We start from the raw sequence: 24,028 nt of genomic DNA on the forward strand, positions 1-24,028 counted from the left end.
CACCGTTAATTTTACGCAAAAATACCCACCGTTTTGCGCAACAATCGTTTACAATTTGAAAAGTATTGCTTGAGCGCCGTTTTTGTAAAGTTTCGTATTTTTAGTAGGTTAATGGCGTGCAACTCTTGAAACTGTGACGAATGCCCATACCATCTAGGGTATCCGAGGCAGCGTTTTGTTAACATTTATGAGGAAGTAAACATTTTATGATGCGTATAGCTCTGTTCCTGCTCACCAACCTGGCGGTGATGTTGGTTTTCGGGCTGGTGCTCAGCCTGACAGGAATCCAATCCAGTAGCGTTCAGGGCCTGATGATCATGGCCGGTCTGTTCGGCTTCGGCGGTTCGTTTGTCTCATTGCTGATGTCCAAATGGATGGCGCTGCGCTCCGTCGGCGGGGAAGTGATTGAACAGCCGCGTAACGAGACCGAAAACTGGCTGCTGGAAACGGTCCGCCGTCAGTCGCAGCAGGCAGGCATTGCCATGCCGCAGGTGGCTATTTATCACGCACCAGACATTAACGCCTTCGCCACCGGTGCGCGCCGTAATGCGTCGCTGGTCGCCGTCAGCACCGGTTTGCTGCAAAGCATGAGCCGTGACGAAGCGGAAGCGGTTATTGCCCACGAAATCAGCCACGTTGCCAACGGCGACATGGTCACCATGACGCTGATTCAGGGCATCGTGAACACCTTCGTGATCTTTATCTCACGGCTGATCGCACAGGCGGCCGCCGGCTTCCTGGGCAACCGTGACGGCGAAGGGGAAGGCAACGGCAACCCGATGATTTATTTCGGCGTGTCGATGGTACTGGAGCTGGTCTTCGGCATCCTGGCCAGCATTATCACCATGTGGTTCTCGCGTCACCGTGAGTTCTATGCCGACGCAGGTTCCGCCAAACTGGTGGGTCGCGAGAAGATGATTGCTGCGTTGCAACGGCTGAAAACCAGCTATGAACCGCAGGAAGCGGGCAACATGATGGCGTTCTGCATCAACGGCAAATCCAAGTCGTTCAGCGAACTGTTCATGTCGCACCCGCCGCTCGATAAACGTATCGAAGCGCTGCGCTCAGGTCAGTATCTGAAGTAACCCTGAGAACGTTAAAAACCCCGGCTTGCCGGGGTTTTTTTATGCCTGCTATTTGGCGGGGCGGCTGCTTTCTACCTGTTGTGCCCGTGGTTGGGTAATGCGCAGGCTGCTGACCACCGCTGCCAGCGTGGCAAAACTGCCGGCCAGGATCAGCGAGGCATGGGTGCCGGAGGTGGGGAACAGGTTGAACATCAATGCCACCAAGGCGGCACCGGAGGTTTGTCCCAACAGCCGTGCGGTACCCAGCATGCCGCTGGCACCCCCGCTACGGTTACGCGGGGCAGCGGAAATAATAGTGTGGTTATTCGGTGACTGGAACAAGCCAAAGCCCGCGCCGCAAAGCACCATGCGCCAGATGATATCCAGATCCAACGGGTTATGCGGCAGCAGCGCCAGCAGGAACAGCCCCAGTGCAAATACCGCCAGGCCGATACAGCCCAACAAACCGGCATGGATGCGCTCCACCAGTCGTCCTGCCAGCGGCGCCATGACGATAATCGCCAAAGGCCAGGGGGTCAGCAGCAAGCCGGTGGCGACCTCATCACGGCCCAGCGTGCTTTGCAGGAAGAACGGCAGCGACACCATGGCCAGCATCTGCGCGGCGAATGAACAAACGGAGGTGCCCATCGACAGGGCGAAAATCGGGATGCGCAGCAGGTCTACCGGCAGCAATGGGAACTCCTGACGCAACTGGCGACGGACAAAGAAGAAGCCAATCACCAGCAGCGCAGCGATTTCGCCGAAAATCAGCGTCAGGCTTTGGCCCTGAGCGAAGCCGCTGATGGCGGTGATCAACAGTCCGAAGGTCAGGGCGTTCATCACGGCGCTGGTCGGATCAAAGCGTTGATTGGAGCTTTTCTGGCTATTGCCGGGCAGGTACTTCATTCCCAATAACAATGCGACGATACCAATCGGCAGATTGATGGCGAACAGCCATTGCCAGGAAGCGACCGACAGGATCGCCGCCGCTACCGTGGGGCCGGCGGCCGAGGAAAAGGCGACAATCAGCGAGTTAATGCCCATGCCGCGGCCGAGAAAACGCTGCGGATAGATAATGCGGATCAAGGCGGTGTTAACGCTCATGATGGCGGCTGCGCCAAAGCCCTGCAGCACGCGGGCGATGGTCAGCGTTGTCAACGAGTCGGACAGGGCGCAGAACAGCGAGGTAATGCTGAATAGCAACAGGCCGGCCTGATAGATACGGCGATAGCCAATCAGGTCGCCCAGCGAGGCCAGTGACAGCAGTGAAATGGTGATGGCCAACTGGTAGGCGTTAACCACCCAGATGGAACTGGCCGGGCTGGCGTTCAGATCGCGGGCGATGGTCGGCAGGGCCACGTTGGCAATCGCGCCGTCCAGCACTGAAACGGTAATGCCCAGGGCAATGGCGAGGATTGCCCCATAGCGTTGCGGGACGGGCAGGCCGTCAGTACAAGAACGCATGTTGATCTCGAAGGTATTAATCCGGGGGAGTATTAACATGCTAATCATATTCGTCTGCGATTGCATCCACAGTTTCCCGCGCAATTGTAATAACCGATGAGAACACTGCGCCCAATACGTTCTTCAGGCATTTATCCCCGGGGCAGATTGCGTGGCCTTTGAGGTACCGCGTATACTGAAACCCTTGTTCAAATTTCTTAAAACAGAAAATGCCAGGTGGGATATTGACTATGGTTAACGCAGATCCAGATAAACAACCGGATGCGGTTTCGTCCGTGCTGAAAGTATTCGGTATCTTGCAGGCGCTGGGCGAGGAACGCGAGATCGGCATTACTGAACTTTCCCAACGGGTGATGATGTCCAAAAGCACCGTCTACCGTTTTTTGCAGACCATGAAGTCATTGGGCTATGTGTCGCAGGAAGGCGAGTCGGAAAAATATGCGCTCACGCTCAAGCTGTTTGAACTGGGTGCCAAGTCGCTGCAGAGCGTCGATCTGATCCGCAGCGCTGATATCCAAATGCGCGAACTGTCGAATCACACCCGTGAAGCCATACACCTCGGGGCGCTGGATGAAGACAGCATTGTCTATATCCATAAAATTGATGCCATGTATAACCTGCGCATGTATTCGCGCATCGGTCGTCGCAACCCGCTGCACAGCACTGCGATCGGTAAAGTGCTATTGGCCTGGCGTGACCGGGCTGAAGTGGAAAAAATTCTGTCGCAAATTGAGTTTACCCGCAGCACCCCGAACACCCTGACCGACGCCGCGGCGCTGTTATCGCTGTTGGATCAGGTGCGTGAGCAGGGCGTGGGTGAAGATATAGAGGAGCAGGAGGAAGGGCTGCGCTGTATCGCGGTGCCGGTGTTTGACCGTTTCGGCATGGTGACCGCCGGCCTGAGCATTTCATTCCCCTCCATTCGTTATTCTGAAGACGCCAGAGCGGATTACGTCAAACGTCTGCATGCCGCCGCGCGCAACATTTCTGAGCAAATGGGTTACCACCACTATCCATTCTGATCCCATTTTTCGCCATTAAAAGGCGTTGCCAGACACGGGCAGCGCCTTTTTTTGGTCTATACCAAGAGATTTACAACGTATCCACTTCAATGCGCAGGCTGTCATGGCGCCAGTACTCAATATCAAAGTCGAGAATGTGACCATGCTGATCGTAATTCAGCCGGCGCAGCAGCAGTGCAGGCAAGCCAACCATGGCACCCAGAGCACTAGCGGCGTGGTAGGGCAAGGCGGTTGGGTAAAACGACAGGTGCATTTTGCGGTAGATCAGCGCGTAGTGTTGCTGATAAATCTCGGTCAGGCTGCCGTTGAGATCCTGCTCGAGCAGGCCCGGTACCCGTTGTGGCAGGCAGTGGTTTTCGCAGTAGCAAATCGCCCGCCCGTCGGCATGGCGTACGCGGCGCAGCAGATAGATTTGATCAAACGGCTGCAGGGCCAGCGGCTGTATCACGTCGAGCGGCACCGTGGTTTTTTCAGCGGATAACAATTCGGTACGCGGCGTGCGTCCCTGCTCCAGACACAATCGGTGAAAGTTGGTGTTCTGTGTTGGATCCAGCCACAGCCGTTCCGGTGTCACAAACCAGCCCCGGCGGTCGGCGCGATAAATGGCACCGGTGGCTTCCAGCTGTGCCAGGCTTTCACGGACCGTCACGCGGGTGGTGGAAAAAATGGCGCACAGCTCACGCTCAGAAGGCAGCTTGTCACCCGCCTGCAGCGCACCCTGGCTGATGCGCGCCTGTAACTGATCCTTGATTTGCAGGTAGTGGGGCATCTCGCCCTGATGTGGTTTCATCTCATCTCGCTATGGCATTTCGGCACGCGCCCATTATACATATGCAGATGAATTTTTTGTTTCAGCTGCGGTTGTCGTTTGACCCGAAGGCAAATTTACCGCCACTATACTCGCTATCTGGTATAGACCAAATGGGTGAGTGAAATGTCTGAACATAATTACCTGCTGTTAACGCCCGGCCCGCTGACCACCTCAAAAACGGTGAAAGAGGCGATGCTGTTCGATAGCTGTACCTGGGATGAAGACTACAACCTGGGCGTGGTACAGAGTATTCGTCAAAAACTGGTGACACTGGCGACTCAATCGACGGGTTATACCTCGGTGCTGTTGCAGGGCAGCGGCAGTTTTGCGGTAGAGGCGGTGTTGGGCACGGTGATGGGGCCGCAGGACAAACTGCTGATCGTCAATAACGGTGCTTACGGCGCTCGTATGGTCGAAATGGCCAGACTGATGGACCTCAATCACCACGAGTTTCACTGTGGTGAAGTGAATGAGCCGGATGTGGAGGCCATGGAAGCGGTGCTGAAGGGCGATGCACAGATTAGCCATATCGCCATGGTGCACTGCGAAACCACCACCGGGATGCTTAATCCGTTGGAGCGGGTTTCGGGCCTGGCAGCGCGAAACGGTAAAACCCTGATCGTGGATGCGATGAGCAGCTTCGGTGGCATTCCGCTGGATGTCGATGCGCTGGGCATTGATTACCTGATCAGCTCTGCCAATAAATGCATTCAGGGCGTGCCGGGTTTCGCCTTTGTGATTGCCCGCCGTAGCGAGCTGGAAAAGTGCGCCGGACGGTCGCGTTCGCTCTCGCTGGATCTATACGCCCAGTGGCGCTGCATGGAAGATAATGCCGGTAAATGGCGTTTTACCTCGCCGACTCACACCTTGCTGGCCTTTGCGCAGGCACTGCGCGAACTGGAGCAGGAAGGGGGAATTGATGCCCGTAACATCCGTTACCGCGCTAACCAGCAACGCCTGGTGGCGGGAATGCGTGAACTGGGATTCGAGACTTTGCTGGAAGATGAGCTGCACTCGCCGATCATTACCGCGTTCTATTCTCCGAAGGCCGAAACCTATCGCTTTACCGAGTTTTATCAGCGTCTCAAGCAGCAGGGCTTTGTTATTTATCCAGGCAAAGTTTCACAGAGCGACTGCTTCCGCATTGGCAATATCGGTGAGATTTATCCGCCGGATATCGAAGGTTTGCTGACCGCGGTCGGGCAAGCGATGTATTGGGATCTCTAAGGATGAGCATGAAGCAGATTAACGCAGTGATACTCGATTGGGCCGGCACCACGGTGGATTTCGGTTCCTTTGCACCGACACAGATCTTTGTTGAAGCCTTTAAGCAGACCTTTGATATCGACATTAGCCTGGCGGAGGCGCGCATTCCGATGGGGTTGGGTAAGTGGCAGCATATCGAAGCGCTGGGTAAGCTGCCAGAGGTGGATGCGCGCTGCCGGCAACGGCTTGGCCACTCGATGAATCGGCAGGATATCGATGCGCTGTACCAGGCCTTTATGCCGTTGCAGATTGCCAAGGTGGTCGACTTCGCTGCACCTATCGAAGGGATTCCGCAGGTCATAGCGGGGCTGCGCGAGCAGGGCATCAAGATAGGCTCCTGTTCCGGGTACCCACGTGCGGTCATGGAGGTGTTGGCACCGGCCGCGGCGCTGCGTGGTTATGCGCCGGATCACTGGGTGGCGACCGACGACCTGAGCGTGGGCGGCCGACCCGGCCCGTGGATGGCGTTGCAGAACGTGATTGCACTGGGTATTGATGCGGTGGCGCACTGTGTCAAAGTGGATGACGCGGTGCCGGGCATAAGCGAAGGGCTGAATGCCGGTATGTGGAGCATCGGGCTGGCGCTGTCCGGCAACGAATTTGGCGCGACCTGGCAGGAATACCAGCAGATGAGCACCGCGGAGATTGAGCGGCGGCGTGCGCTGGCGACGGAGAAACTGTATGCCGCCGGAGCACACTACGTAATTGATACGCTGGTGCAACTGCCGGGAGTGATTGATGAAATCAATCAGCGGCTGGCGTCAGGCGAACGGCCATAACCTTTTCCAGACATAAAAAAACCGGGGCCAAGTGCTGCCCCGGTTTTTTATTGCCGACGAAATTTACTGGTGAGCCAGTTCCACTTCGTCTTCGCTGTCCATAATGGACTTGTCTGTCTGCTTCATCAGTTGGCTGGTGACGGTACCGGCGGTCATGGAGCCACTGACGTTCAGCGCGGTACGGCCCATGTCGATCAGCGGTTCAACCGAAATCAGCAGGGCGACCAGCGTGACCGGCAGGCCCAGTGCGGGCAGCACAATCAGCGCGGCGAAGGTAGCGCCGCCACCCACGCCGGCCACACCGGCAGAGCTGATGGTGACGATACCCACCAGCGTGGCGATCCACACCGGATCCAGCGGGTTGATACCGACGGTAGGGGCAACCATTACCGCCAACATGGCCGGATACAGGCCCGCACAGCCATTTTGGCCGATAGTTGCGCCGAAAGACGCCGAGAAGCTGGCGATAGATTCCGGGATGCCCAGACGACGGGTTTGTGCTTCCACATTCAGCGGGATGCTGGCGGCGCTGGAGCGGCTGGTGAAGGCAAAGGTGATCACCGGCCAAACTTTGCGGAAGAATTTCGCCGGGTTAACGCCGGTGAAGGCCAACAGCACTGCGTGCACGCCAAACATGATGGCCAGGCCCAGATAAGAGGCCACCACAAAGCTACCGAGTTTAACGATGTCGTGGATGTTGGAACCGGCTACCACTTTGGTCATTAACGCCAGTACGCCGTACGGGGTCAGCTTCATGACCAGACGCACCAGCTTCATCACCCATGCTTGCAGGGTGTCGATGGCTACCAGTACGCGTTGGCCTTTCTCTTTATCGTCTTTCAGCAACTGCAGCGAAGCTACACCCAGGAAGGCGGCAAAAATCACCACGCTAATGATCGAGGTTGGGCTGGCACCGGTCAGATCGGCAAACGGATTTTTCGGCACGAACGACAGTACCAGTTGCGGTACGGTCAGATCTGCCACTTTACTGACGTAGTTGCTCTGAATGGCCACCATGCGCGCGCTTTCCTGCGTGCCCTGTACCAGACCCTCTGCGGTCAGGCCAAACAGGTTGGTCACCAGAACGCCCACCAGCGCGGCAATCAGCGTGGTGAACAGCAGGGTACCGATGGTCAGGAAGCTTATTTTGCCCAATGAAGAGGCGTTATGCAGCTTGGCGACCGCGCTCAGGATCGAGGCGAAGACCAGCGGCATGACAATCATTTGCAGCAGTTGTACATAGCCGTTACCGACAATGTTGAACCAGCTGATGGATTCTTTCAGTACCGGGTTGTCCGAGCCGTAAACCAGTTGCAGTGCCAGACCGAACACCACACCCATCACCAGACCAACCAGTACTTTTTTCGCCAGGCTCCATTGCTTGTGGCGGGTTTGCGCCAACAGCAAAAGGAGGGCGACAAAAATCACCACGTTAATAACCAGCGGAAGATTCATCCCCAATGTCTCCAATTATTTTTTCTTATATAAAAATGGCTATGCACCAAGGCGTAGCGATACTAAATATCGTAACAGTTTGCGTAACGGCTCACTTATATCCAAATGGAATTTAATATAACTTTGTGCGCGAATTTGTTTAATTAATCATCTGAATGAAGATTAAATGGCCGTTTTTTTGTGATCACAGTCTGATATTTTTTATTTGTTCAAAATATGACTGCACTGGAAGGGTGCAACCGCCTTGCCAATAGATGGCGAAAGCCACCAGACACAGGCACAGGGCGCGCTCGAGTTGATTGCCTTTTTGGGAATTGAGCAGCGGCAGGCGAAAACGCCAGCGGCAGGGCCAAAGCAAGGGCACGCCGGCCGGAGTGAGCATATCCGCCAACAGGTGGCTGAAGTAACCGATAATCATGGCGTGCAACACGTCGGGCGGGATCGGCCAACTGCGCGGCACGTCAAGCTGGAAAAGCGCCATGCCGCCGGCGATCGCCAGCAGGCTGTGGGTAAAACCGCGATGGCCGAAGGCACGCGAGATCGGGATGGCAATCCAGCGCAGGCGCTGACCCAGCACCGATTTGGGGTGATCGATATCGGGCAGTAGTGAGGTCAGCAGCGCGGCGGGGATAATATGCCACCAGTCGCCGGTAGCCAGCTCCGGTGTCACCTCGGCCTTCTTGGCGAAAATCGCGCAAGCGACAGAGAAAATAAGATGTCCTTCCGCGGTCATACTGCTGTTCCGACTGATAAACTGTTAATTTATCCAGTATATGGGAAAATTCCCAGTGGTGGAAGCAGTTACCCTGTAACCAATTGTTTATTTTATCCCGTTTTACAATGGCTTGTTATCTTAAGGGGTTAAGGGTTGTGCGTTTTTGAACTGACGCGAGGATTGAATGGAACGAAAACGCCGGGCGACCGGATTAGGCTGCGTGGCAGTGACAACCTGTACCGATCGCCCGGCGCTTTCTTAGGGTCCCAGCATAGAGAGCGTGGTACGGTAATTCAATATAAATGAAATAATGTTTTATTTATTTTGTGGTGTAGCGTCAGGTTTTGAAATCAGGCGGTGACAGGGGATTAGAGCGGGGATGAATAACGGCACCGGAAGTAGACCGATGCCGTGAAGATTACGCCAGGTGGTCCGGGGTAAGCTGTTCCAGTGTCTCGAGCTTATGGTCGGCCAATGCCCAGCGCTGATCATCGCGATATTCGTGCGCCGGGATAACAATTGAACGCATTCTGGCGGCCTTGGTGGCAATCATGCCGTTGAACGAGTCTTCCAGGGTGATACAACGCAGCGGATCGCTACCCAGGCGTTCGGCGGCGATCAGATACACCTCCGGGTGCGGCTTGCTGTAGGGCAGGTACTCGGCGGAAACCAGTTGATCAAAATAACCCTCGAGACCAAACATCTGCAGCACCTGTTGTTGCATGTGCAGCGGCGAGGCGGAAGCCAGGCCGATATTCAGATCCAGGCTGCGGCACAGCTCCAGCGCCTGGTGTACGCCCGGCAGCAATGGCTGCTTTTCACGGACCAGTTCGATGGCGCGTTCGATAATTCGCGCAGAGACTTCCTCCTGCGAAACCCCTTGCCACGGCATGGCCTGGTACCACATTTTCACCACCAGATCGATACGCAGACCCAGAGTATCCGGTAGCTTGTGGCGATCGGACAAGTCCAATCCCAGTGCGCCAAAGATATCCAGTTCCGCCTGTAGCCACAGGGGTTCTGAATCGATCAATAAACCGTCCATATCAAAAATAGCGGTTTCAATGCGTTGCGAATAGGCCATTAGCGGTTAACTCCTGCCGACGCCGGTGAATGTGCCCGCTACTTTATCATCGCCGACGCCGAGACTAAAACTTTTGCCTGCGTGGCGAGGCTTTGCCAAAGCGCAGGATACGCCACATTTCTCGCAGTTTTAGCCACCAGCGTTGGTGTTGGCGTTCGGTGACCTGCTGCAACATACGTGCATAATCCAGCACCAACCCCGGCGTCCAGGTCATGCTTTCACCACGACTGCGCAGCACCGCCAGCATCCACAGGTTGGGATCGAGCACCAGCAACAGAAATCGACGCCACAGATGCTTATCGCCCAGTACGCCTTCCAGCGCGCTGTCGAGCGCCCGAATAACCGTGGTTGAACAGTTGCGCCGGGTCAGGTTGTAGGTGCTGTCCTGCTGATAATCTTGCCAGAAAGCGCGCAGTGCCGTTGGGTTATAGCGATGGAACTGGATTTTTTTGTCCGGTGGGCACCAGGCGGCAACCTCTTGCTGCAGGCCGGGCAGAAAGCGCCCGTCGACGTTGTTTTGCTCACCGGAATGCAGCAACTGGCGGAAATCCTGCGCCGAGTGGCTGATATCGTTAAGCGGGTAGTGGCTGATATACACATCGGGTGCCAGCGCCAAAGCGGCGTGACCGGTGGATATATTGCCACCGCCATCCACCGCGGCGATGTAGCGATCGACAATGTAGCGGCGGCGCGCGTCTTTTGCCGAGCCGATTGGCGTCCAGACATAGACGGTGAGTGGAAGGGTTTCATTGATCCGAGGCGGCGCAGTGGGGGCCTGGTTCTGATTTAGCGCAAAACTCTCCAACTGCCGGGCGATACGCAGCAGCGCCCAGCCGGAAAGCAGGATCATCACGCCGAGGCAAAAGGGTACCGTCATTCGGTGGGGGGCGGGCCAGCCGACAAAAATCATCAGCGAAAGCAGAATTTCGCCGCAGCCCGCCAGGGCTACCGGTTTCCAGCGGCTGTGCTGGATCACCGTGGAGGAGGCGATTCGCACCGCGCCATCCAACAACAGCGCGCTGCCAAACACCAGCGTGGCGACGATATTATCGTCTGCGGGCACGTCCAGCATCAAGAAGGCCATAAACAAGAAGCCCAGCCCTTTCAGCAGTACCGGCCGGCTGGCGGATGAGCCAATCACCAGCGCGGCAGAGATTGCCACCAGCCCCTCCAGCGCCAGCATCACCGCCAATGCATCTAACGCCAGTACCGAACGGCCATCCTGCAATATGTCGAACAACATCAGTGCGCCAACGGCGATCCACAGCCAGCCGAACAGCATCAGCAGGCGGCGCTGACCGTGCAGTGCCTGTGGGCCCAACAATAAGATAATCAGCCGGATCATGGTGGCCCCTGTCTAAACGGATTGATTTAACTATATAACTATTTAATGGTAACGCGCGGATGCCGTTAAGCTGTTGATTTCGGATAAACCCGGCTACGCTTGTAGCACAGCAAGGCTGAAGAAAACGGTGGGCGAGTTTCAGTAACTACAGGTAGACTTAGCCCATTACGGTTACGTCGCTTACAAGGGGAACACATGACGTATCAACAGGCTGGGCGCATCGCCATTATCAAACGTATTCTTGGCTGGGTGGTTTTCATCCCGGCGTTGCTGTCGACGCTGATCTCAATGTTGATGTTTGTTTATCAGCACAGTGAAAAAACCAAAGGCATTAATGCGGTAATGCTGGATTTTGTCCACGTGATGGTCGATATGGTGCGCTTCAATACACCGTTCCTGAATATCTTTTGGTATAACTCGCCGGTTCCTGACATAGAGAAAAGCTTGTTCAGCGGCGCTAATTTCATGTTTATCGTTATTTATATTCTGATTTTTGTCGGGCTGGCACTGCAGGCTTCAGGTGCGCGTATGTCACGTCAGGTGAAGTTTATCCGCGAAGGCCTGGAGGACCAGATGATCCTCGAGCAGGCCAAGGGCAGCGAAGGACATACCCGTGCGCAGTTGGAAGAACGTATTACGCTGCCGCACCACACCATCTTCTTGCAATACTTCCCGCTGTACATTTTGCCGGTGGTGATTGCCGTGATCGCCTGGTTTGTGATCAAGCTGCTCGGTCAACTGGCCGGCACGGCTTGAGGTGATATGAGGTCAGGTAAAGGCGCTGGATTCAGCGCCTTTATTTTATCAGGACTCGGGGTGGAGCAGAATTTCTACCGCGCGCTGGGCGCGGACCAAATGCTGGCCGCCAAACAGATTGCTGCGGTTGAGCAGGTAATACAGCTGATACAGCGGCTGACGTTCGATAAACCCACTCTCCAGGGGCCAGACGCTCTGGTAGCCGTCATAAATCTGCGGCGGCAGTTCCGGATACAGCGGCAGCATCGCCAGATCGCACTCTCTGTCTCCCCAATAACAGGCCGGGTCAAACAGTAAGGGGCCATTGGCGGTTAGAGCGCAGTTGGCCGGCCACAAATCGCCATGCAGCAGTGAAGGCTGCGGCTGATGGTGCTGCAGGCGCAGATAAACCGCGTCAACAATCTCGTCAATATCCCCGAAGGTCATGCCTTTCTCCGCCGCCATCTGCAACTGCCAGCCAATGCGCTGCTCGGCAAAAAACTCTGACCAGCGGCGCTGCCAGGCATTGGGTTGCGGGGTGGTGGACAGATCGTTGTCGAAGTCGAGACCGAACTGCGGTTGTTCACTCCACTGATGCAGATGGGCCAGTTGTTGGCCAAGACAGTAGGCGCCATGGGCGTCAAAGGGTTTCAGGGGTTGGTATTCCAGCAGCAGGAAGCTGTAGTCGCGATCGCTGCCGACGCCGTACACCTGAGGCACCCGCACGGTTTTACTGCGTGCGAGCAATTCCAACTGGTCGGCCTCGGCGGTAAAGATGGGCAACAGCTCACGGGCATCGCATTTGACAAACACCTGGTTGTCACCGTAACTCACACGCCATGCCGGGTGAATATCGCCCCCGGGCAGTTCGGTTCTTTCGCGGATTTCTGCGCTGCCAAGATGTTCACTTAACAGACGGCTAACGGCTTGCCACATGGTACACCCCCTCTGTGTTGCCTGCGAATTCATTAGGTTAGCGTCTTTAGCCTGAAGAAAACACGACCTGGCGCACAGCTGGCACCAACAACTGGCGATTTTCTCGCCACCCGCGTTTGCTCAAAGTATATACGCTATTGATTAATTTAAGCACTGTGCATGTTGCAACTTGCCGACGTGAGGGCGATGTTTATCAGGCCAGCTATGGCTGAGGCGAAAGGGTGTTTTTTTGATGTCTTTTATTATCAATGAGATGAGAAATTAATGGAGCAAAACCAGCAGTGGCAACGCGGTGAATACCGGATCAACAGCGATAAAAGTGAATTAAATATCGCCTTTACCCACGCTTTTTTGACCACCTCGACCTGGGCGAGTGGTATTTCGCTGGCGACGGTACAGCTGGCCATCGATAACAGCCTGTGTTTTGGCCTGTATCACCAGCAACAGCAGGTTGGTTTTGCACGTCTGGTCACGGATTACACCACCTTCGGCTACCTGTGTGATGTGTTTGTCTCTCCGGATTACCAGCGGCAGGGGCTGGCGCGTTGGTTGATGGATTGCACGCTGGAGCATCCGGTGTTGCAACGGTTGCGGCGAATTATGTTGGTGACCGGCACTGCGCCGTGGCTGTATCAGAAGGTGGGCTATGAAGCGGTGAATCGCGAGGACTTTGTCTGGCACATTGTCCGGCCAGATATCTACCAGCAGCAGTAACACCAGGCGGCGGTGCTAATTGGGCACCGCCACCGGTTTCAAGGCTTCGCGTTGAGCAAGCCCTCTTCGTGACGTTGTAACGGTCTGAATTTGCTGTACAGCAGGGCGACCACAAACAGCATCGCCTGGACGATCACAATGCAGGGGCCGGTGGCTCCGTCGATGTGGAAGCTGATTAAGGTGCCGAGCACGCAGGAGAATACCGATACCACCGTGGCGACTATCAGCATGCGATCAAAGCTGCGGCACAGCATAAAGGCAATAATGCCCGGTGCGATCAGCATCGCAATCACCAGGATCACCCCCACCGCCTGCAGCGAGGCGACAATGGTCAGCGCCAGCAGGCACAGCAGCCCGTAGTGCAAAAGCTTCACCGGCAAGCCAATCACCCTGGCATGGTTGGGATCGAAACAGTAAAGCATTAAATCTTTGCGTTTCAGCAACACCACCAGCAGGGTAATGCCGGCCATCAGCAGCGTTTGTTTCAGCTCGGCGTCGGTAATGCCCAGCATATTGCCGAACAGAATGTGGCTCAGGTGCTGGTCGGTATCGACGCGTGAAAACAACACCAGCCCGAAGGCGAACATGCCTGAGAACACGATACCCATCACCGTATCCTCTTTCACCCGGCTGTTTTCCTTCAGGTAACCGGTGGCGACCGCACAGAAAATACCGGAGAAAAATGCGCCGATCACCACCGGGATGCCGAGCACGAACGCCAGCACGATGCCGGGCAGCACCGCATGCGAGATGGCATCCCCCATCAGCGACCAGCCTTTGAGTACCAGATAACACGACAACACCGCACACACCACGCCAGTGACGATAGCGGCCAGGATCGCCCGCTGCATAAACGGGTAGGCGAAGGGTTCGCTGAGCAGTTGATACAGAGTTTCCATCAGTGGCCTCCGGTCTGTTCACGTGCCACACGGCGTTTGGATGCCAGCAGACCGTGTTTGGGGGCAAAGAAAAAGGCTGCCAGGAACACCAGCGTCTGCAGGGTCACGATCACCCCACCGGTTGCGCCGTCGAGGAAGAAACTCAGGTAGGCACCGAAACCGCTGGTCAGCGCGCCGATCACGATAGCGATTATTACCAGCCGACTGAAGCGGTCGGTCAGCAGATAGGCAGTTGCCCCCGGCGTGATGACCATGGCGATCACCAAAATCGCGCCGACGGTTTGTAATGCCGCCACGGTGCAGGCGCTGAGCAGGGTGAAGAACAGGATCTTCAACCGTAGCGGCGACAGGCCGATCGACACCGCGTGGTTTTCGTCAAAGAACACCGCCAGCAGGTCTTTCCACACCAGGCACAGGATCAGCAGTGAAACGCCGATGATAATCTCGACCTGCAACACGTCTTCGTCGGCGATGCCGAGAATATTGCCGAAGATAATCGACTGCACGTTAACCGAGGTCGGGTTGAGCGAAACGATCAGCAGACCGACGGCAAAGAAGGTGGAAAAGATAAAGCCGATAATCGCGTCTTCGCGCAGGCGGGTGACGTGGCGTACCAGCGTCATGGCCAGCGCGGCCAGCATACCGGTGAAAAATGCCCCGGCGGCGTAGGGCAGACCCAGCGCATAGGCTCCGGCGACACCGGGCACCACCGAGTGCGACAGTGCGTCACCCATCAGCGACCAGCCTTTCAGCATCAGGTAGGCGGAAAGAAACGCGCAGGCGGCACCAACGATGGCACTGACCCAAATGGCTTTGACCATGTAGTTGTAACTGAAGGGTTGCAGCAGAATGTCCAGCATCAGGGTTGTTTCTCCTTTGGCTGGCTCTGCGCAGGCGGATCGCTCTTGGTATGGCCATAGAACACCGCCGGGCGCTCGTCATCGGTCAACACCGTCACGGTGCGCGGATCGTTGTCGTCGTGCAGGTCTGGGCCGGACAGGTTGATATGGCGCAGTACGCCGCCGAACGCCTGTTCCAGATTGCTCTGGGTAAAGGTAGTTTCGGTTGGTCCTGCGGCCAGCACCGTGCGGTTAATCAGGATCACCCGATCGCAAAACTCCGGCACGCTGCCCAGGTTATGGGTGGAGACCAGGATCAGGTGGCCTTCATCGCGCAGCGCACGCAGCAGGTCGATAATGGCGTTCTCGGTTTTGACGTCGACGCCGGTAAAGGGTTCGTCCAGCAGCAGGACCGTGCCTTGTTGTGCCAGTGCGCGCGCCAGAAAAACGCGTTTTTTCTGGCCTCCGGAAAGCTCACCAATCTGGCGAGAGCGCAGTTCGCTCAGACCCACGCGCTCCAGCGCCTTATCGACCCGCAGTCGGTCTTCCTTTGAAGGGATGCGCAGGAAGTTCATCTTGCCATAGCGGCCCATCATCACCACGTCTTCCACCAATACCGGGAAATTCCAGTCAACCTCTTCAGTTTGCGGGACGTAGGCGATGACGTTTTTCTTTAGTGCTTGCGCGACTGGCTGCTCGTTGAGCTGTACGCGGCCGGTGGTGGGCCTGACCAGTCCCATGATGCTTTTGAACAGGGTCGACTTGCCGCTGCCATTGACGCCAACCAGCGCGCAGATGGCACCACCGCTCAGGGTAAAGCTGGCGTTGTGGATCGCGGTATGGCCGTTATTGTAGGTCACGGTAACGTCGTCCACGCTCAATTCAGGGCGGACAAAAACCTCAGTGGTCATTGATCAAATCCTTTGGCAATGGTTTGTACGGTGACATTGAGCAGGTCGATATAAGTCGGTACCGGGCCGTTCTGAGTGGACAGCGAATCGACATACAGCACGCCGCCGTATTTTGCACCGGTCTCTTTCGCCACCTGTTTGGCCGGCTTGTCGGAAATGGTGCTTTCGCTGAAGACCACCGGAATATGGTGGGCGCGCACGGCGTCGATTACCCGGCGGACCTGCTGCGGTGACCCTTGTTCATCGGCGTTGATCGGCCACAGATACACTTCTTTCAACTGATAGTCTTTGGCCAGATAGCTGAAGGCGCCTTCACTGGTCACCAGCCAACGCTGGGCTTCAGGAATGCGTGCCAGACGTTCGCGAAGTGGCGCGTCCAACGCGGCAATTTTGGCAGCATAGATTTTGGCATTGCGGTTATAGGTTTCTGCGTTGGCCGGATCGTGCTGCACCAGCGCTTTACGGATATTTTCGATATACACCAATGCATTGCTGGCGGACATCCAGGCATGTGGGTTCGGGTTGCCGTTATACGGTCCTTCGCGGATCGGCAGTGGGGTGATGCCTTCGGTGACGACCGCAGCGGGCACCTGTTTGATGTTCTCGAAGAAGCGCTGGAACCAACGTTCCAGATTCATGCCGTTCCACAGGATCAGGTCGGCATGTTGTGCCTTGACGATATCGCGCGGCGTTGGCTGGTAATCGTGGATTTCCGCGCCCGGTTTGGTGATTGACTCCACCACGGCGGCGTCACCGGCCACGTTTTTGGCGATATCCTGAATGATGGTAAAGGTGGTTACCACGCGCAGCTTTTTTTCCGCCAAGGCGCCATGGCTGGCGAGACCGGCGGTCAATAACAGACACAGCAGGGCGACAGGGCGGAAAAAGCCCCGGGGCTTAATCGGGGACAGGCGGGGAAAAGCGCGTTGTTTCATAAACATGGTGACATCTCCTGGCTCAAATGAAAATGATTATCAATATCAATTAGAGCAAAGTCAAGCGTCACCTGCCGGCAGACTGCCGGTTATTTACTCAGTGGGAAAAATAATACCGCCCGGTGAGTTATAGCATTTTATGTATCAGCATGTAACCGCTTAAGGTAGTCGTCGTAGGTGACAATATCGACCTCGGGTGTTTTCCCCAGAGCCACCTCCGCCAGCTTCTGTGCCAGGAGCAGTACATCCTGTTGATCCAATGGGGTTATCAACGCAAAGCTGTTGCTGCCCAGTTCATGCGGAACGCCATTTTCGTCGGTCACCGACGTGACAAATCCCTGAAGGGTTAATTGTCCTGTCAGCTTGGCCAAATCAGCTAATCCTTCTTCCTGATAGCGAAAAGTCACCACAAAACACGTCGTTGCAGATTGACTCATAAATCACCTCTTGGTATACGAGTAGCTTGAGATTAGACCAAAAAAAGCGTACAGGCGTCCTTACAAGTTGTATATGCTACGCAACTCATTGAAAGGAGTGAGGGATTCTGTGAAAACAAAAATAGGTTGCCTGACGGCAATTTTGCTTTTGTCGGGTTGTGCCAAAGACCCACAAACAGCAAACAATATTTCAGGCAGTGGCACATCGCGTGGCGGTTGGTTAAAGACCCCCCCGCAGGCTCCAGTTAACCGTACGGGGACACCGGTAGCCTATAACGATTACATTCGTCAGGCCGCTAACAGCTATGGCGTAGACGAAACGCTGATTAAAGCGATTATTCAGGTGGAGTCCGGGTTTAATCCGAACGCCGTAAGCACTTCGAACGCAGTCGGGTTAATGCAGTTAAAACCTTCAACCGCCGGGCGTGACGCCTATCGTCTGAAAGGAAGAAGCGGGCAGCCAAGCTCGCGTGAGTTGAAGGATCCGGCGGTTAATATTGATCTGGGAACGGCCTATATCAATATTCTTCAAAGCCAGCAGCTAGCCGGGATCAACGATCCACAAACATTACGTTACGCTACTATCGTTTCTTATGTTAATGGGGCAGGCGCCATGCTGCGCACCTTCTCATCAGACAAGCGTGTGGCGGTGAACCGCATCAACCAGATGAGTCCGGATGAGTTCTATCAACACATTCAGAAAAAGCATCCGGCTCCACAGGCACCACGCTATTTATGGAAGGTGACCACAGCCTATCAGGCGATGTCACCCTAGTTCAGATTTGTTAGTCAAACCGGCCGCTAAAACGGCCGGTTTTTTTATGGCTAGACGGTAAAATCGCGACATATCTCCCATTTCTCGTTATTTCCCATCCTGTTACCTGAAAAACCGCACGAATAGTTAATTTTACATTAACCATCAATTCTTTACGTTCATTCAATAAGTTACCGGTAACATTGTGGCGCTTGCTCACATTCTGAGCTTCAATAAACATACAAATAAGTAACAATTTATGTTTAAAACCCGCATCGACCGCAAGGTTGAGGTTAAATAGTTGTGATTATCTTTGGATGGAATGTGACATGTCGGACGATAAAACTAACAATTCACGGCGCGATTTCCTGTTGAAATCGATGACTTTAATTCCCGCAGCGGTGATTGGCGGCAGCGGCGTTAGCGCGCTGACGGCCTCAATACCGGCGGTTGCGGCAACGGACACCCCAAAACAAAACGACTACCAGCCTACGTTCTTCACTCCGGAGGAGTGGGCCTTCGTCAAGGCGGCGACGGCACGGCTGATCCCGGCCGACGATCGCGGTCCTGGCGCGCTGGAAGCCGGTGTACCGGAGTTTATCGATCGTCAGATGAATACCCCGTACGCCACCGGTTCGATCTGGTATATGCAGGGGCCGTTTAACCCGGATGTACCGAAAGAAATGGGTTACCAACTGCCGCTGGTACCGAAACAGATCTACAACCTGGGCATCGCGGACGCCGATGCCTACTGCAAGAAAACCGCCGGTAAACCCTTTGCCGAACTGGACGCTGCACAGCAGGACGCGCTGCTGCAGAAATTTGAATCCGGTGAAGCGGAATTCGCGCAGTTGCCCGCCAAACTGTTCTTCTCCTACCTGCTGCAAAACACCCGCGAAGGTTTCTTCAGCGATCCGATCCATGGCGGTAATAAAGACATGGTCGGCTGGAAACTGATTAATTTTCCGGGCGCACGCGCCGACTTTATGGACTGGGTTGAGCGAGGGGAACGTTATCCCTTACCTCCGGTTTCAATTCGTGGGGAGAGGGGGTAACAATGGCAACGGTAATGAAAAAAGTAGACGCGGTGATCGTCGGCTTCGGTTGGGTGGGCGCGATTATGGCCAAAGAGCTGACCGAAGCGGGGCTGAACGTGGTGGCGCTGGAGCGCGGCCCGATGCGCGATACCTATCCGGATGGTTCCTATCCGCAGGTGATCGACGAACTGACCTATAACATCCGCCGCAAGCTGTTCCAGGATCTGTCGAAAAGCACCGTGACCATTCGTCACAATACCAGCCAGGCTGCGGTGCCTTACCGTCAGTTGGCGGCGTTCCTGCCGGGTACCGGCGTGGGCGGCGCAGGCCTGCACTGGTCAGGTGTGCATTTCCGCATCGACCCTATCGAGCTGCGTATGCGTAGCCATTACGAAGAGCGTTATGGCAAAAGCTTTATCCCGAAGGACATGACCATCCAGGACTTCGGTGTCACCTACGACGAGTTGGAGCCGTTCTTCGACAAGGCCGAGAAAGTGTTCGGTACCTCCGGAACCGCTTGGACCGTCAAGGGACAGAAGATGGCGCCGAAGGGCGGAAACCCCTTCGCGGCTGACCGTTCCGACAACTTCCCGTTGCCGGCGCAGAAGAATACGTTCTCTGCGCAGATGTTCGAGAAAGCGGCGCGGGACGTGGGCTATCACCCGTATAACCTGCCTTCCGCCAACACCTCGGATTCCTATACCAACCCGTATGGCGCGCAGATGGGGCCGTGCAACTTCTGCGGTTTCTGCAGTGGCTACGCCTGCTACATGTATTCCAAAGCCTCGCCGAACGTCAATATTCTGCCGGCATTGCGCATGGAGAAACGCTTCGAACTGCGCACCAACGCCAACGTGTTGAAAGTGAACCTGACCGCCGACAAGTCTCGTGCGACCGGGGTGAACTACATTGACGCGCAGGGTCGTGAAATCGAACAGCCGGCGGAGTTGGTGATCCTGGGGGCGTTCCAGTTCCACAACGTGCATCTGATGCTGCTGTCCGGCATCGGTAAACCTTACGATCCGGTGACCGGCGAAGGTGTGGTAGGTCGTAACTTCGCTTACCAAAATCTGACCACCATCAAGGCGTTCTTCGACAAAGACGTCTTCACCAACCCGTTTATCGGCGCGGGTGGTAACGGGGTCGGGGTCGACGATTTCAACGCCGACAACTTTGACCATGCCAAAGCAGGCTTCGTTGGCGGTTCGCCGTTCTGGGTCAACCAGGCGGGCACCAAACCGATCTCCGGCTTGCCAACCCCTCCGGGCACTCCGGCCTGGGGCAGCAAGTGGAAAGCGGCAGTAGCGGACGCCTACACCCATCATCTGTCGATGGACGCCCACGGCGCGCATCAGTCGTATCGCAGCAACTATCTGGATCTCGATCCCAACTACAAGAACGTGTTCGGCCAGCCGCTGCTGCGCATGACGTTCGACTGGCAGGAAAACGACGTCAAGATGTCGCAATTTATGTACGACAAAATGGCGCCGATCGCCAAGGCCATGAACCCGAAACTGATTGCCGGCAGCCCTAAAAACGCCGACAGCCATTTCGATACCACCAGCTACCAAACCACCCATATGAACGGCGGCGCGGTGATGGGGGAAGATCCGAAGACCAGTGCGGTGAACCGCTATCTGCAAAGCTGGGACGTGCATAACGTGTTCTCGATCGGGGCATCGGCCTTCCCGCAAGGGCTGGGTTACAACCCGACCGGCACCGTGGCCGCGTTGGCTTACTGGTCTGCCCGCGCTATTCGCGAGCAGTATCTGAAAAACCCAGGCCCTTTGGTGCAGGCATAAGGACGGCGACTGATGAAAGCATTTGTTCCCGCACTGGTTCTCAGTGCACTGAGTTTTTCCGTTTGGGCGCAGGACGCCACGGTCAGCAGCGAGCTGATCAAACGCGGCGAATATCTGGCGCGCGCCGGTGACTGTGTGGCCTGCCACACTAACGGTAAAAGCGGTAAAGAATTTGCCGGTGGCCTGGCGATGGAAACGCCGATCGGCACCATTTACTCCACCAATATTTCGCCGGACAAGAAAACCGGTATCGGTGATTACAGCTTCGAGGACTTCGACAACGCGGTGCGCAAGGGTGTCGCCAAAAACGGCAGCACCCTGTACCCGGCGATGCCCTATCCGTCGTTCGCGCTGGTGAAAGAGGACGACATGCGTGCCATGTATGCCTATTTCATGCACGGCGTTCCGGCGGTGGAGCAGGCCAATAAGGATTCCGACATTCCCTGGCCGCTGTCGATGCGCTGGCCGCTGAGTCTCTGGCGCGGCATGTTTGCGCCGTCGCCGGCGGATTTTGTGGCTGATGCCAAGGCCGATCCGGTGATCGAACGTGGTCGCTATCTGGTGGAAGGGCTGGGCCACTGCGGTGCCTGCCATACGCCACGCAGCATCACCATGCAGGAAAAAGCGCTGAGCAATAACGACGGTGACAACTACCTGGCCGGCAGCAATGCGCCGATCGACGGTTGGGTCGCCTCCAGCCTGCGCGGTGACAACAAGGACGGGTTGGGCACCTGGAGCGAGGCCGAGCTGACCGAGTTCCTGAAAACCGGCCGTAACGATAAGTCGATCGTGTTTGGCGGTATGAGTGATGTGGTTGAGCATAGCCTGCAGTATCTCAGCGATGAGGATCTGACGGCGATCTCGCGTTACCTGAAAACGCTGCCGCCGAAAGACGGTAAGCAACAGCCAGCACCGGTAGAAGACAGCGTAGCCAAGGATCTGTGGCGAGGTGACGACAGCAAGCCCGGAGCGGCTCTGTACGTCGATAACTGCGCGGCCTGCCACCGTACCGATGGCGTGGGCTACAAACGCGCCTTCCCGGCGCTGAAGGGCAATCCGGTGGTGCAGACCGAAGATGCGACCTCGTTGATCCACATCGTATTGACCGGTAACACGACGCCGGCGGTGAAAGGGGCGGTATCCAACATCACCATGCCACCGTTCGGCTGGCGTCTGAACGACCAGCAGGTAGCGGAAGTGGTTAACTTCATTCGCTCAAGCTGGGGTAACAGCGCCAAGCCGGTCAGCGCCTCGGACGTGGCCAGCGTGCGAAAAGACCAGAAGGACATGGGCAGCGCTGCGGTGCCGGAACATCCGGACGCGAACAAGTAAGTCATCCTCCCGGGGCCTCGTCAGAGGCCCCAGATTTTTGTGCTGCCAACGCCGATTTTCACCGCAATCATTGTTCGCGAAGTAGCCACTCAGCCAGTGAAAGATAGACCCGGGCAGCGTTTTTAATTATCCTTTGCCGTCCTTTTACCAGGCATAAGAATGAAAATCTGAGTTAATCCACTGATTATTATTAAAAATTCGCGGAGAAGGATATCCCGTTAGGCGCAATCGTTGTCGCTGCAGATTAAGGTAAGCTTTCCTATGAGTACGATTTCTCCCGATTCAGGCACGCTGGTTTCCGCCCAGCCGGGCAAATGGAACAAGACTGACACCGTCTGGATGTTCGGTCTCTACGCCACTGCGGTGGGGGCAGGTACGTTGTTTCTGCCGATCAACGCCGGCTTAAACGGCCCACTGGTGCTGCTGTTGATGGCACTGTTTGCCTTCCCACTGACTTATTTACCGCACCGTGCCCTGAGCCGCTTTGTGCTTTCCGGCTCCAGCCGCGACGGCAATATTCATGATGTGGTGGTCGAGCACTTTGGCGTGCTGGCCGGCAAAATCATCATGGTGCTGTACCTGATGGCGTTCTTCCCGATCGTGCTGGTGTACAGCATTTCGATCACCAACGCGCTGGACAGCTTCCTGACTCATCAGTTTCACCTGACGCCGCTGCCACGTATCTGGCTGAGCCTGGCGGTGGTGGTGGTGTTGAATCTGGTCCTGCTGCGCGGTAAAGATGCCATCGTTTCGGCGATGGGCATGCTGGTGTTCCCGCTGTTGGTGTTTTTGATGGGCATCTCGCTGTACCTGATGCCGACCTGGCAAACCGCCAACTTCGTCAGTGGCCTGGCCAACACTCAGTTCAGCAGCCCGGATCTGTGGCATTCGTTGTGGCTGGCGGTACCGGTGATGGTGTTTTCTTTTAGCCATGCGCCGATCATTTCGTCCTTCGCCTCGACCCAAAAAAGCCTGTATGGCGAGCAGGCTGAACGCCGCTGCGCGCGTATCATGCGCTACAGCTATGTGCTGATCTGCGTTACCGTGTTGTTCTTTGTCCTCAGTTGCGTGCTGAGCCTGTCCCACGAAGAAATGCAGCAGGCGAAAGATCAAAACATTACCGTGCTGACTACGCTGGCGAACAAATTTTCCAACCCGCTGATCGCCTATTTGGGGCCGATGATGGCGATGCTGGCAATGGCCAAGTCCTACCTGGGCACCTCCCTCGGGGTGACCGAAGGGGCGACCAGCCTGATTGACGGCCTGACGCGCGCCGTTGGCAAACCGTTAAGCTCGCGTATTACGCACCGTATTTCCGCCGTGTTGTTGTTCCTCCTGACCTGGGCGGCAACGGTCTGGAACCCAAGTGCACTGCATATTATTGAAACCATCAGCGGCCCGCTGATCGCGGCGATCCTGTTTATTTTGCCGATGTATGCGGTACGTGCCGTGCCTGCCATGCGTCGCTACCGTGCGCTGAGCAACGTCTTTGTGCTGGTGATGGGCCTGATTGCGTTGTCGGCGCTGATTTACGGCCTGATTTAACCTGTGCGGCACGCCGAAATTGGCGTGCCGCCTTGCTGCTGTTCACATCTCTTTTCAATTAAGCGAAAACTCGCCCGGCGTTCTCTTTGATAATGGGAGCAATTCTCATTATTATTTCCGGATTAATTTCCAACGCTAAGGAGTTTT

23 protein-coding genes are annotated in these 24,028 nt (G+C 55.8%); 11 read left to right on the forward strand and 12 right to left on the reverse strand.

All coding sequences use genetic code 11. The features are described 5' to 3' along the window. Window positions 1-206 precede the first annotated feature (206 nt). Window positions 207-1,085: a protease HtpX gene (htpX, locus tag NHG65_RS10925; RefSeq protein WP_012144856.1), complete on the forward strand. Its 879-nt coding sequence runs from the start codon at window positions 207-209 to the stop codon at window positions 1,083-1,085. Window positions 1,086-1,133: 48 nt separating this feature from the next. On the opposite strand, the gene NHG65_RS10930 is transcribed toward htpX, so the two are convergent. Continuing rightward, window positions 1,134-2,528, reverse strand: coding sequence for an MFS transporter (locus tag NHG65_RS10930; RefSeq protein WP_499183475.1), 1,395 nt, complete (start codon window positions 2,526-2,528; stop codon window positions 1,134-1,136). Between the two features lie 230 nt (window positions 2,529-2,758). Here NHG65_RS10930 and kdgR point away from each other — a divergent pair, with 230 nt between their 5' ends. Further along, a complete protein-coding gene (gene kdgR / locus NHG65_RS10935) occupies window positions 2,759-3,550 on the forward strand; it encodes a DNA-binding transcriptional regulator KdgR (protein ID WP_112348357.1) in 792 nt (263 codons plus the stop codon). A 70-nt stretch (window positions 3,551-3,620) separates the two neighbouring features. Here the strand turns inward: kdgR and phnR are convergent, their stop codons facing one another. Next, entirely contained in the window at window positions 3,621-4,340 is a 720-nt protein-coding gene (gene phnR, locus NHG65_RS10940; protein WP_499183303.1) for a phosphonate utilization transcriptional regulator PhnR, read from the reverse strand. A gap of 144 nt (window positions 4,341-4,484) precedes the next feature. Here phnR and phnW point away from each other — a divergent pair, with 144 nt between their 5' ends. Together phnW and phnX are read left to right on the forward strand one after the other, a co-directional pair. Next, on the forward strand, window positions 4,485-5,588 hold the full coding sequence (gene phnW / locus NHG65_RS10945; RefSeq protein WP_489843846.1) for a 2-aminoethylphosphonate--pyruvate transaminase: 1,104 nt from the start codon (window positions 4,485-4,487) through the stop codon (window positions 5,586-5,588). Window positions 5,589-5,596: 8 nt separating this feature from the next. Beyond that, the gene (gene phnX / locus NHG65_RS10950; RefSeq protein ID WP_499183304.1) at window positions 5,597-6,406 is read left to right on the forward strand and encodes a phosphonoacetaldehyde hydrolase; all 810 of its coding nucleotides are present in this window, start codon (window positions 5,597-5,599) and stop codon (window positions 6,404-6,406) included. A 63-nt stretch (window positions 6,407-6,469) separates the two neighbouring features. On the opposite strand, the gene NHG65_RS10955 is transcribed toward phnX, so the two are convergent. The 4 genes from NHG65_RS10955 to NHG65_RS10970 form a co-directional block, all read right to left on the reverse strand. Continuing rightward, on the reverse strand, window positions 6,470-7,861 hold the full coding sequence (locus tag NHG65_RS10955) for an L-cystine transporter (RefSeq protein ID WP_198404508.1): 1,392 nt from the start codon (window positions 7,859-7,861) through the stop codon (window positions 6,470-6,472). 184 nt (window positions 7,862-8,045) lie between these two features. Then, complete coding sequence (locus NHG65_RS10960; RefSeq protein WP_085116429.1) at window positions 8,046-8,594, reverse strand: metal-dependent hydrolase; 549 nt, start codon at window positions 8,592-8,594, stop codon at window positions 8,046-8,048. Between the two features lie 400 nt (window positions 8,595-8,994). Next, the gene (gene hxpB, locus NHG65_RS10965; RefSeq protein WP_099065518.1) at window positions 8,995-9,660 is read right to left on the reverse strand and encodes a hexitol phosphatase HxpB; all 666 of its coding nucleotides are present in this window, start codon (window positions 9,658-9,660) and stop codon (window positions 8,995-8,997) included. A 64-nt stretch (window positions 9,661-9,724) separates the two neighbouring features. Next, the gene (locus NHG65_RS10970) at window positions 9,725-11,005 is read right to left on the reverse strand and encodes an HdeD family acid-resistance protein (protein WP_099065519.1); all 1,281 of its coding nucleotides are present in this window, start codon (window positions 11,003-11,005) and stop codon (window positions 9,725-9,727) included. 195 nt (window positions 11,006-11,200) lie between these two features. Between NHG65_RS10970 and NHG65_RS10975 the strand changes: the two genes are divergently transcribed. Then, complete coding sequence (locus NHG65_RS10975; protein ID WP_099065520.1) at window positions 11,201-11,761, forward strand: YniB family protein; 561 nt, start codon at window positions 11,201-11,203, stop codon at window positions 11,759-11,761. Window positions 11,762-11,809: 48 nt separating this feature from the next. Here NHG65_RS10975 and NHG65_RS10980 read toward each other — a convergent pair whose 3' ends face one another. Next, the gene (locus tag NHG65_RS10980; RefSeq protein ID WP_085116433.1) at window positions 11,810-12,676 is read right to left on the reverse strand and encodes a fructosamine kinase family protein; all 867 of its coding nucleotides are present in this window, start codon (window positions 12,674-12,676) and stop codon (window positions 11,810-11,812) included. A 264-nt stretch (window positions 12,677-12,940) separates the two neighbouring features. Between NHG65_RS10980 and NHG65_RS10985 the strand changes: the two genes are divergently transcribed. Beyond that, window positions 12,941-13,390 carry a GNAT family N-acetyltransferase gene (locus NHG65_RS10985; protein WP_099065522.1) on the forward strand — a complete coding sequence of 150 codons (450 nt, stop codon included), beginning with the start codon at window positions 12,941-12,943 and terminating at the stop codon, window positions 13,388-13,390. A 38-nt stretch (window positions 13,391-13,428) separates the two neighbouring features. Here NHG65_RS10985 and NHG65_RS10990 read toward each other — a convergent pair whose 3' ends face one another. From NHG65_RS10990 to ghoS, 5 genes are all read right to left on the reverse strand, one after another. Then, complete coding sequence (locus NHG65_RS10990; RefSeq protein ID WP_207980148.1) at window positions 13,429-14,289, reverse strand: metal ABC transporter permease; 861 nt, start codon at window positions 14,287-14,289, stop codon at window positions 13,429-13,431. Beyond that, window positions 14,289-15,149 (reverse strand): iron/manganese ABC transporter permease subunit YfeC, encoded by an 861-nt coding sequence (gene yfeC / locus NHG65_RS10995; RefSeq protein ID WP_085116436.1) that lies wholly within the window; start codon window positions 15,147-15,149, stop codon window positions 14,289-14,291. Before yfeC ends, NHG65_RS10990 begins: the two co-directional genes overlap by 1 nt. After that, window positions 15,149-16,039, reverse strand: a complete 891-nt coding sequence (locus NHG65_RS11000) for a manganese/iron ABC transporter ATP-binding protein (RefSeq protein ID WP_129934856.1) — start codon at window positions 16,037-16,039, stop codon at window positions 15,149-15,151. The genes yfeC and NHG65_RS11000 overlap by 1 nt, the downstream gene beginning before the upstream one ends. After that, window positions 16,036-16,980 (reverse strand): metal ABC transporter substrate-binding protein, encoded by a 945-nt coding sequence (locus NHG65_RS11005; RefSeq protein WP_499183305.1) that lies wholly within the window; start codon window positions 16,978-16,980, stop codon window positions 16,036-16,038. Before NHG65_RS11005 ends, NHG65_RS11000 begins: the two co-directional genes overlap by 4 nt. 131 nt (window positions 16,981-17,111) lie before the next feature. Continuing rightward, window positions 17,112-17,411, reverse strand: a complete 300-nt coding sequence (gene ghoS, locus NHG65_RS11010; RefSeq protein WP_099065526.1) for a type V toxin-antitoxin system endoribonuclease antitoxin GhoS — start codon at window positions 17,409-17,411, stop codon at window positions 17,112-17,114. 109 nt (window positions 17,412-17,520) lie between these two features. Between ghoS and NHG65_RS11015 the strand changes: the two genes are divergently transcribed. The 5 genes from NHG65_RS11015 (at window position 17,521) to NHG65_RS11035 (ending at window position 23,881) form a co-directional block, all read left to right on the forward strand. Next, window positions 17,521-18,186, forward strand: coding sequence for a transglycosylase SLT domain-containing protein (locus NHG65_RS11015; RefSeq protein ID WP_099065527.1), 666 nt, complete (start codon window positions 17,521-17,523; stop codon window positions 18,184-18,186). Between the two features lie 308 nt (window positions 18,187-18,494). Then, entirely contained in the window at window positions 18,495-19,220 is a 726-nt protein-coding gene (locus NHG65_RS11020; RefSeq protein WP_099065528.1) for a gluconate 2-dehydrogenase subunit 3 family protein, read from the forward strand. 2 nt (window positions 19,221-19,222) lie between these two features. After that, complete coding sequence (locus tag NHG65_RS11025) at window positions 19,223-21,004, forward strand: GMC family oxidoreductase (RefSeq protein ID WP_099065529.1); 1,782 nt, start codon at window positions 19,223-19,225, stop codon at window positions 21,002-21,004. A gap of 12 nt (window positions 21,005-21,016) precedes the next feature. Further along, a complete protein-coding gene (locus NHG65_RS11030) occupies window positions 21,017-22,336 on the forward strand; it encodes a c-type cytochrome (protein ID WP_198404509.1) in 1,320 nt (439 codons plus the stop codon). Window positions 22,337-22,597: 261 nt separating this feature from the next. Then, window positions 22,598-23,881: an SLC5/6 family protein gene (locus NHG65_RS11035; protein WP_261415948.1), complete on the forward strand. Its 1,284-nt coding sequence runs from the start codon at window positions 22,598-22,600 to the stop codon at window positions 23,879-23,881. The last annotated feature ends 147 nt before the right edge of the window (window positions 23,882-24,028 follow it).

The sequence above is a fragment of the Serratia myotis genome, assembly GCF_027474885.1.
GTDB lineage: Bacteria > Pseudomonadota > Gammaproteobacteria > Enterobacterales > Enterobacteriaceae > Serratia > Serratia proteamaculans.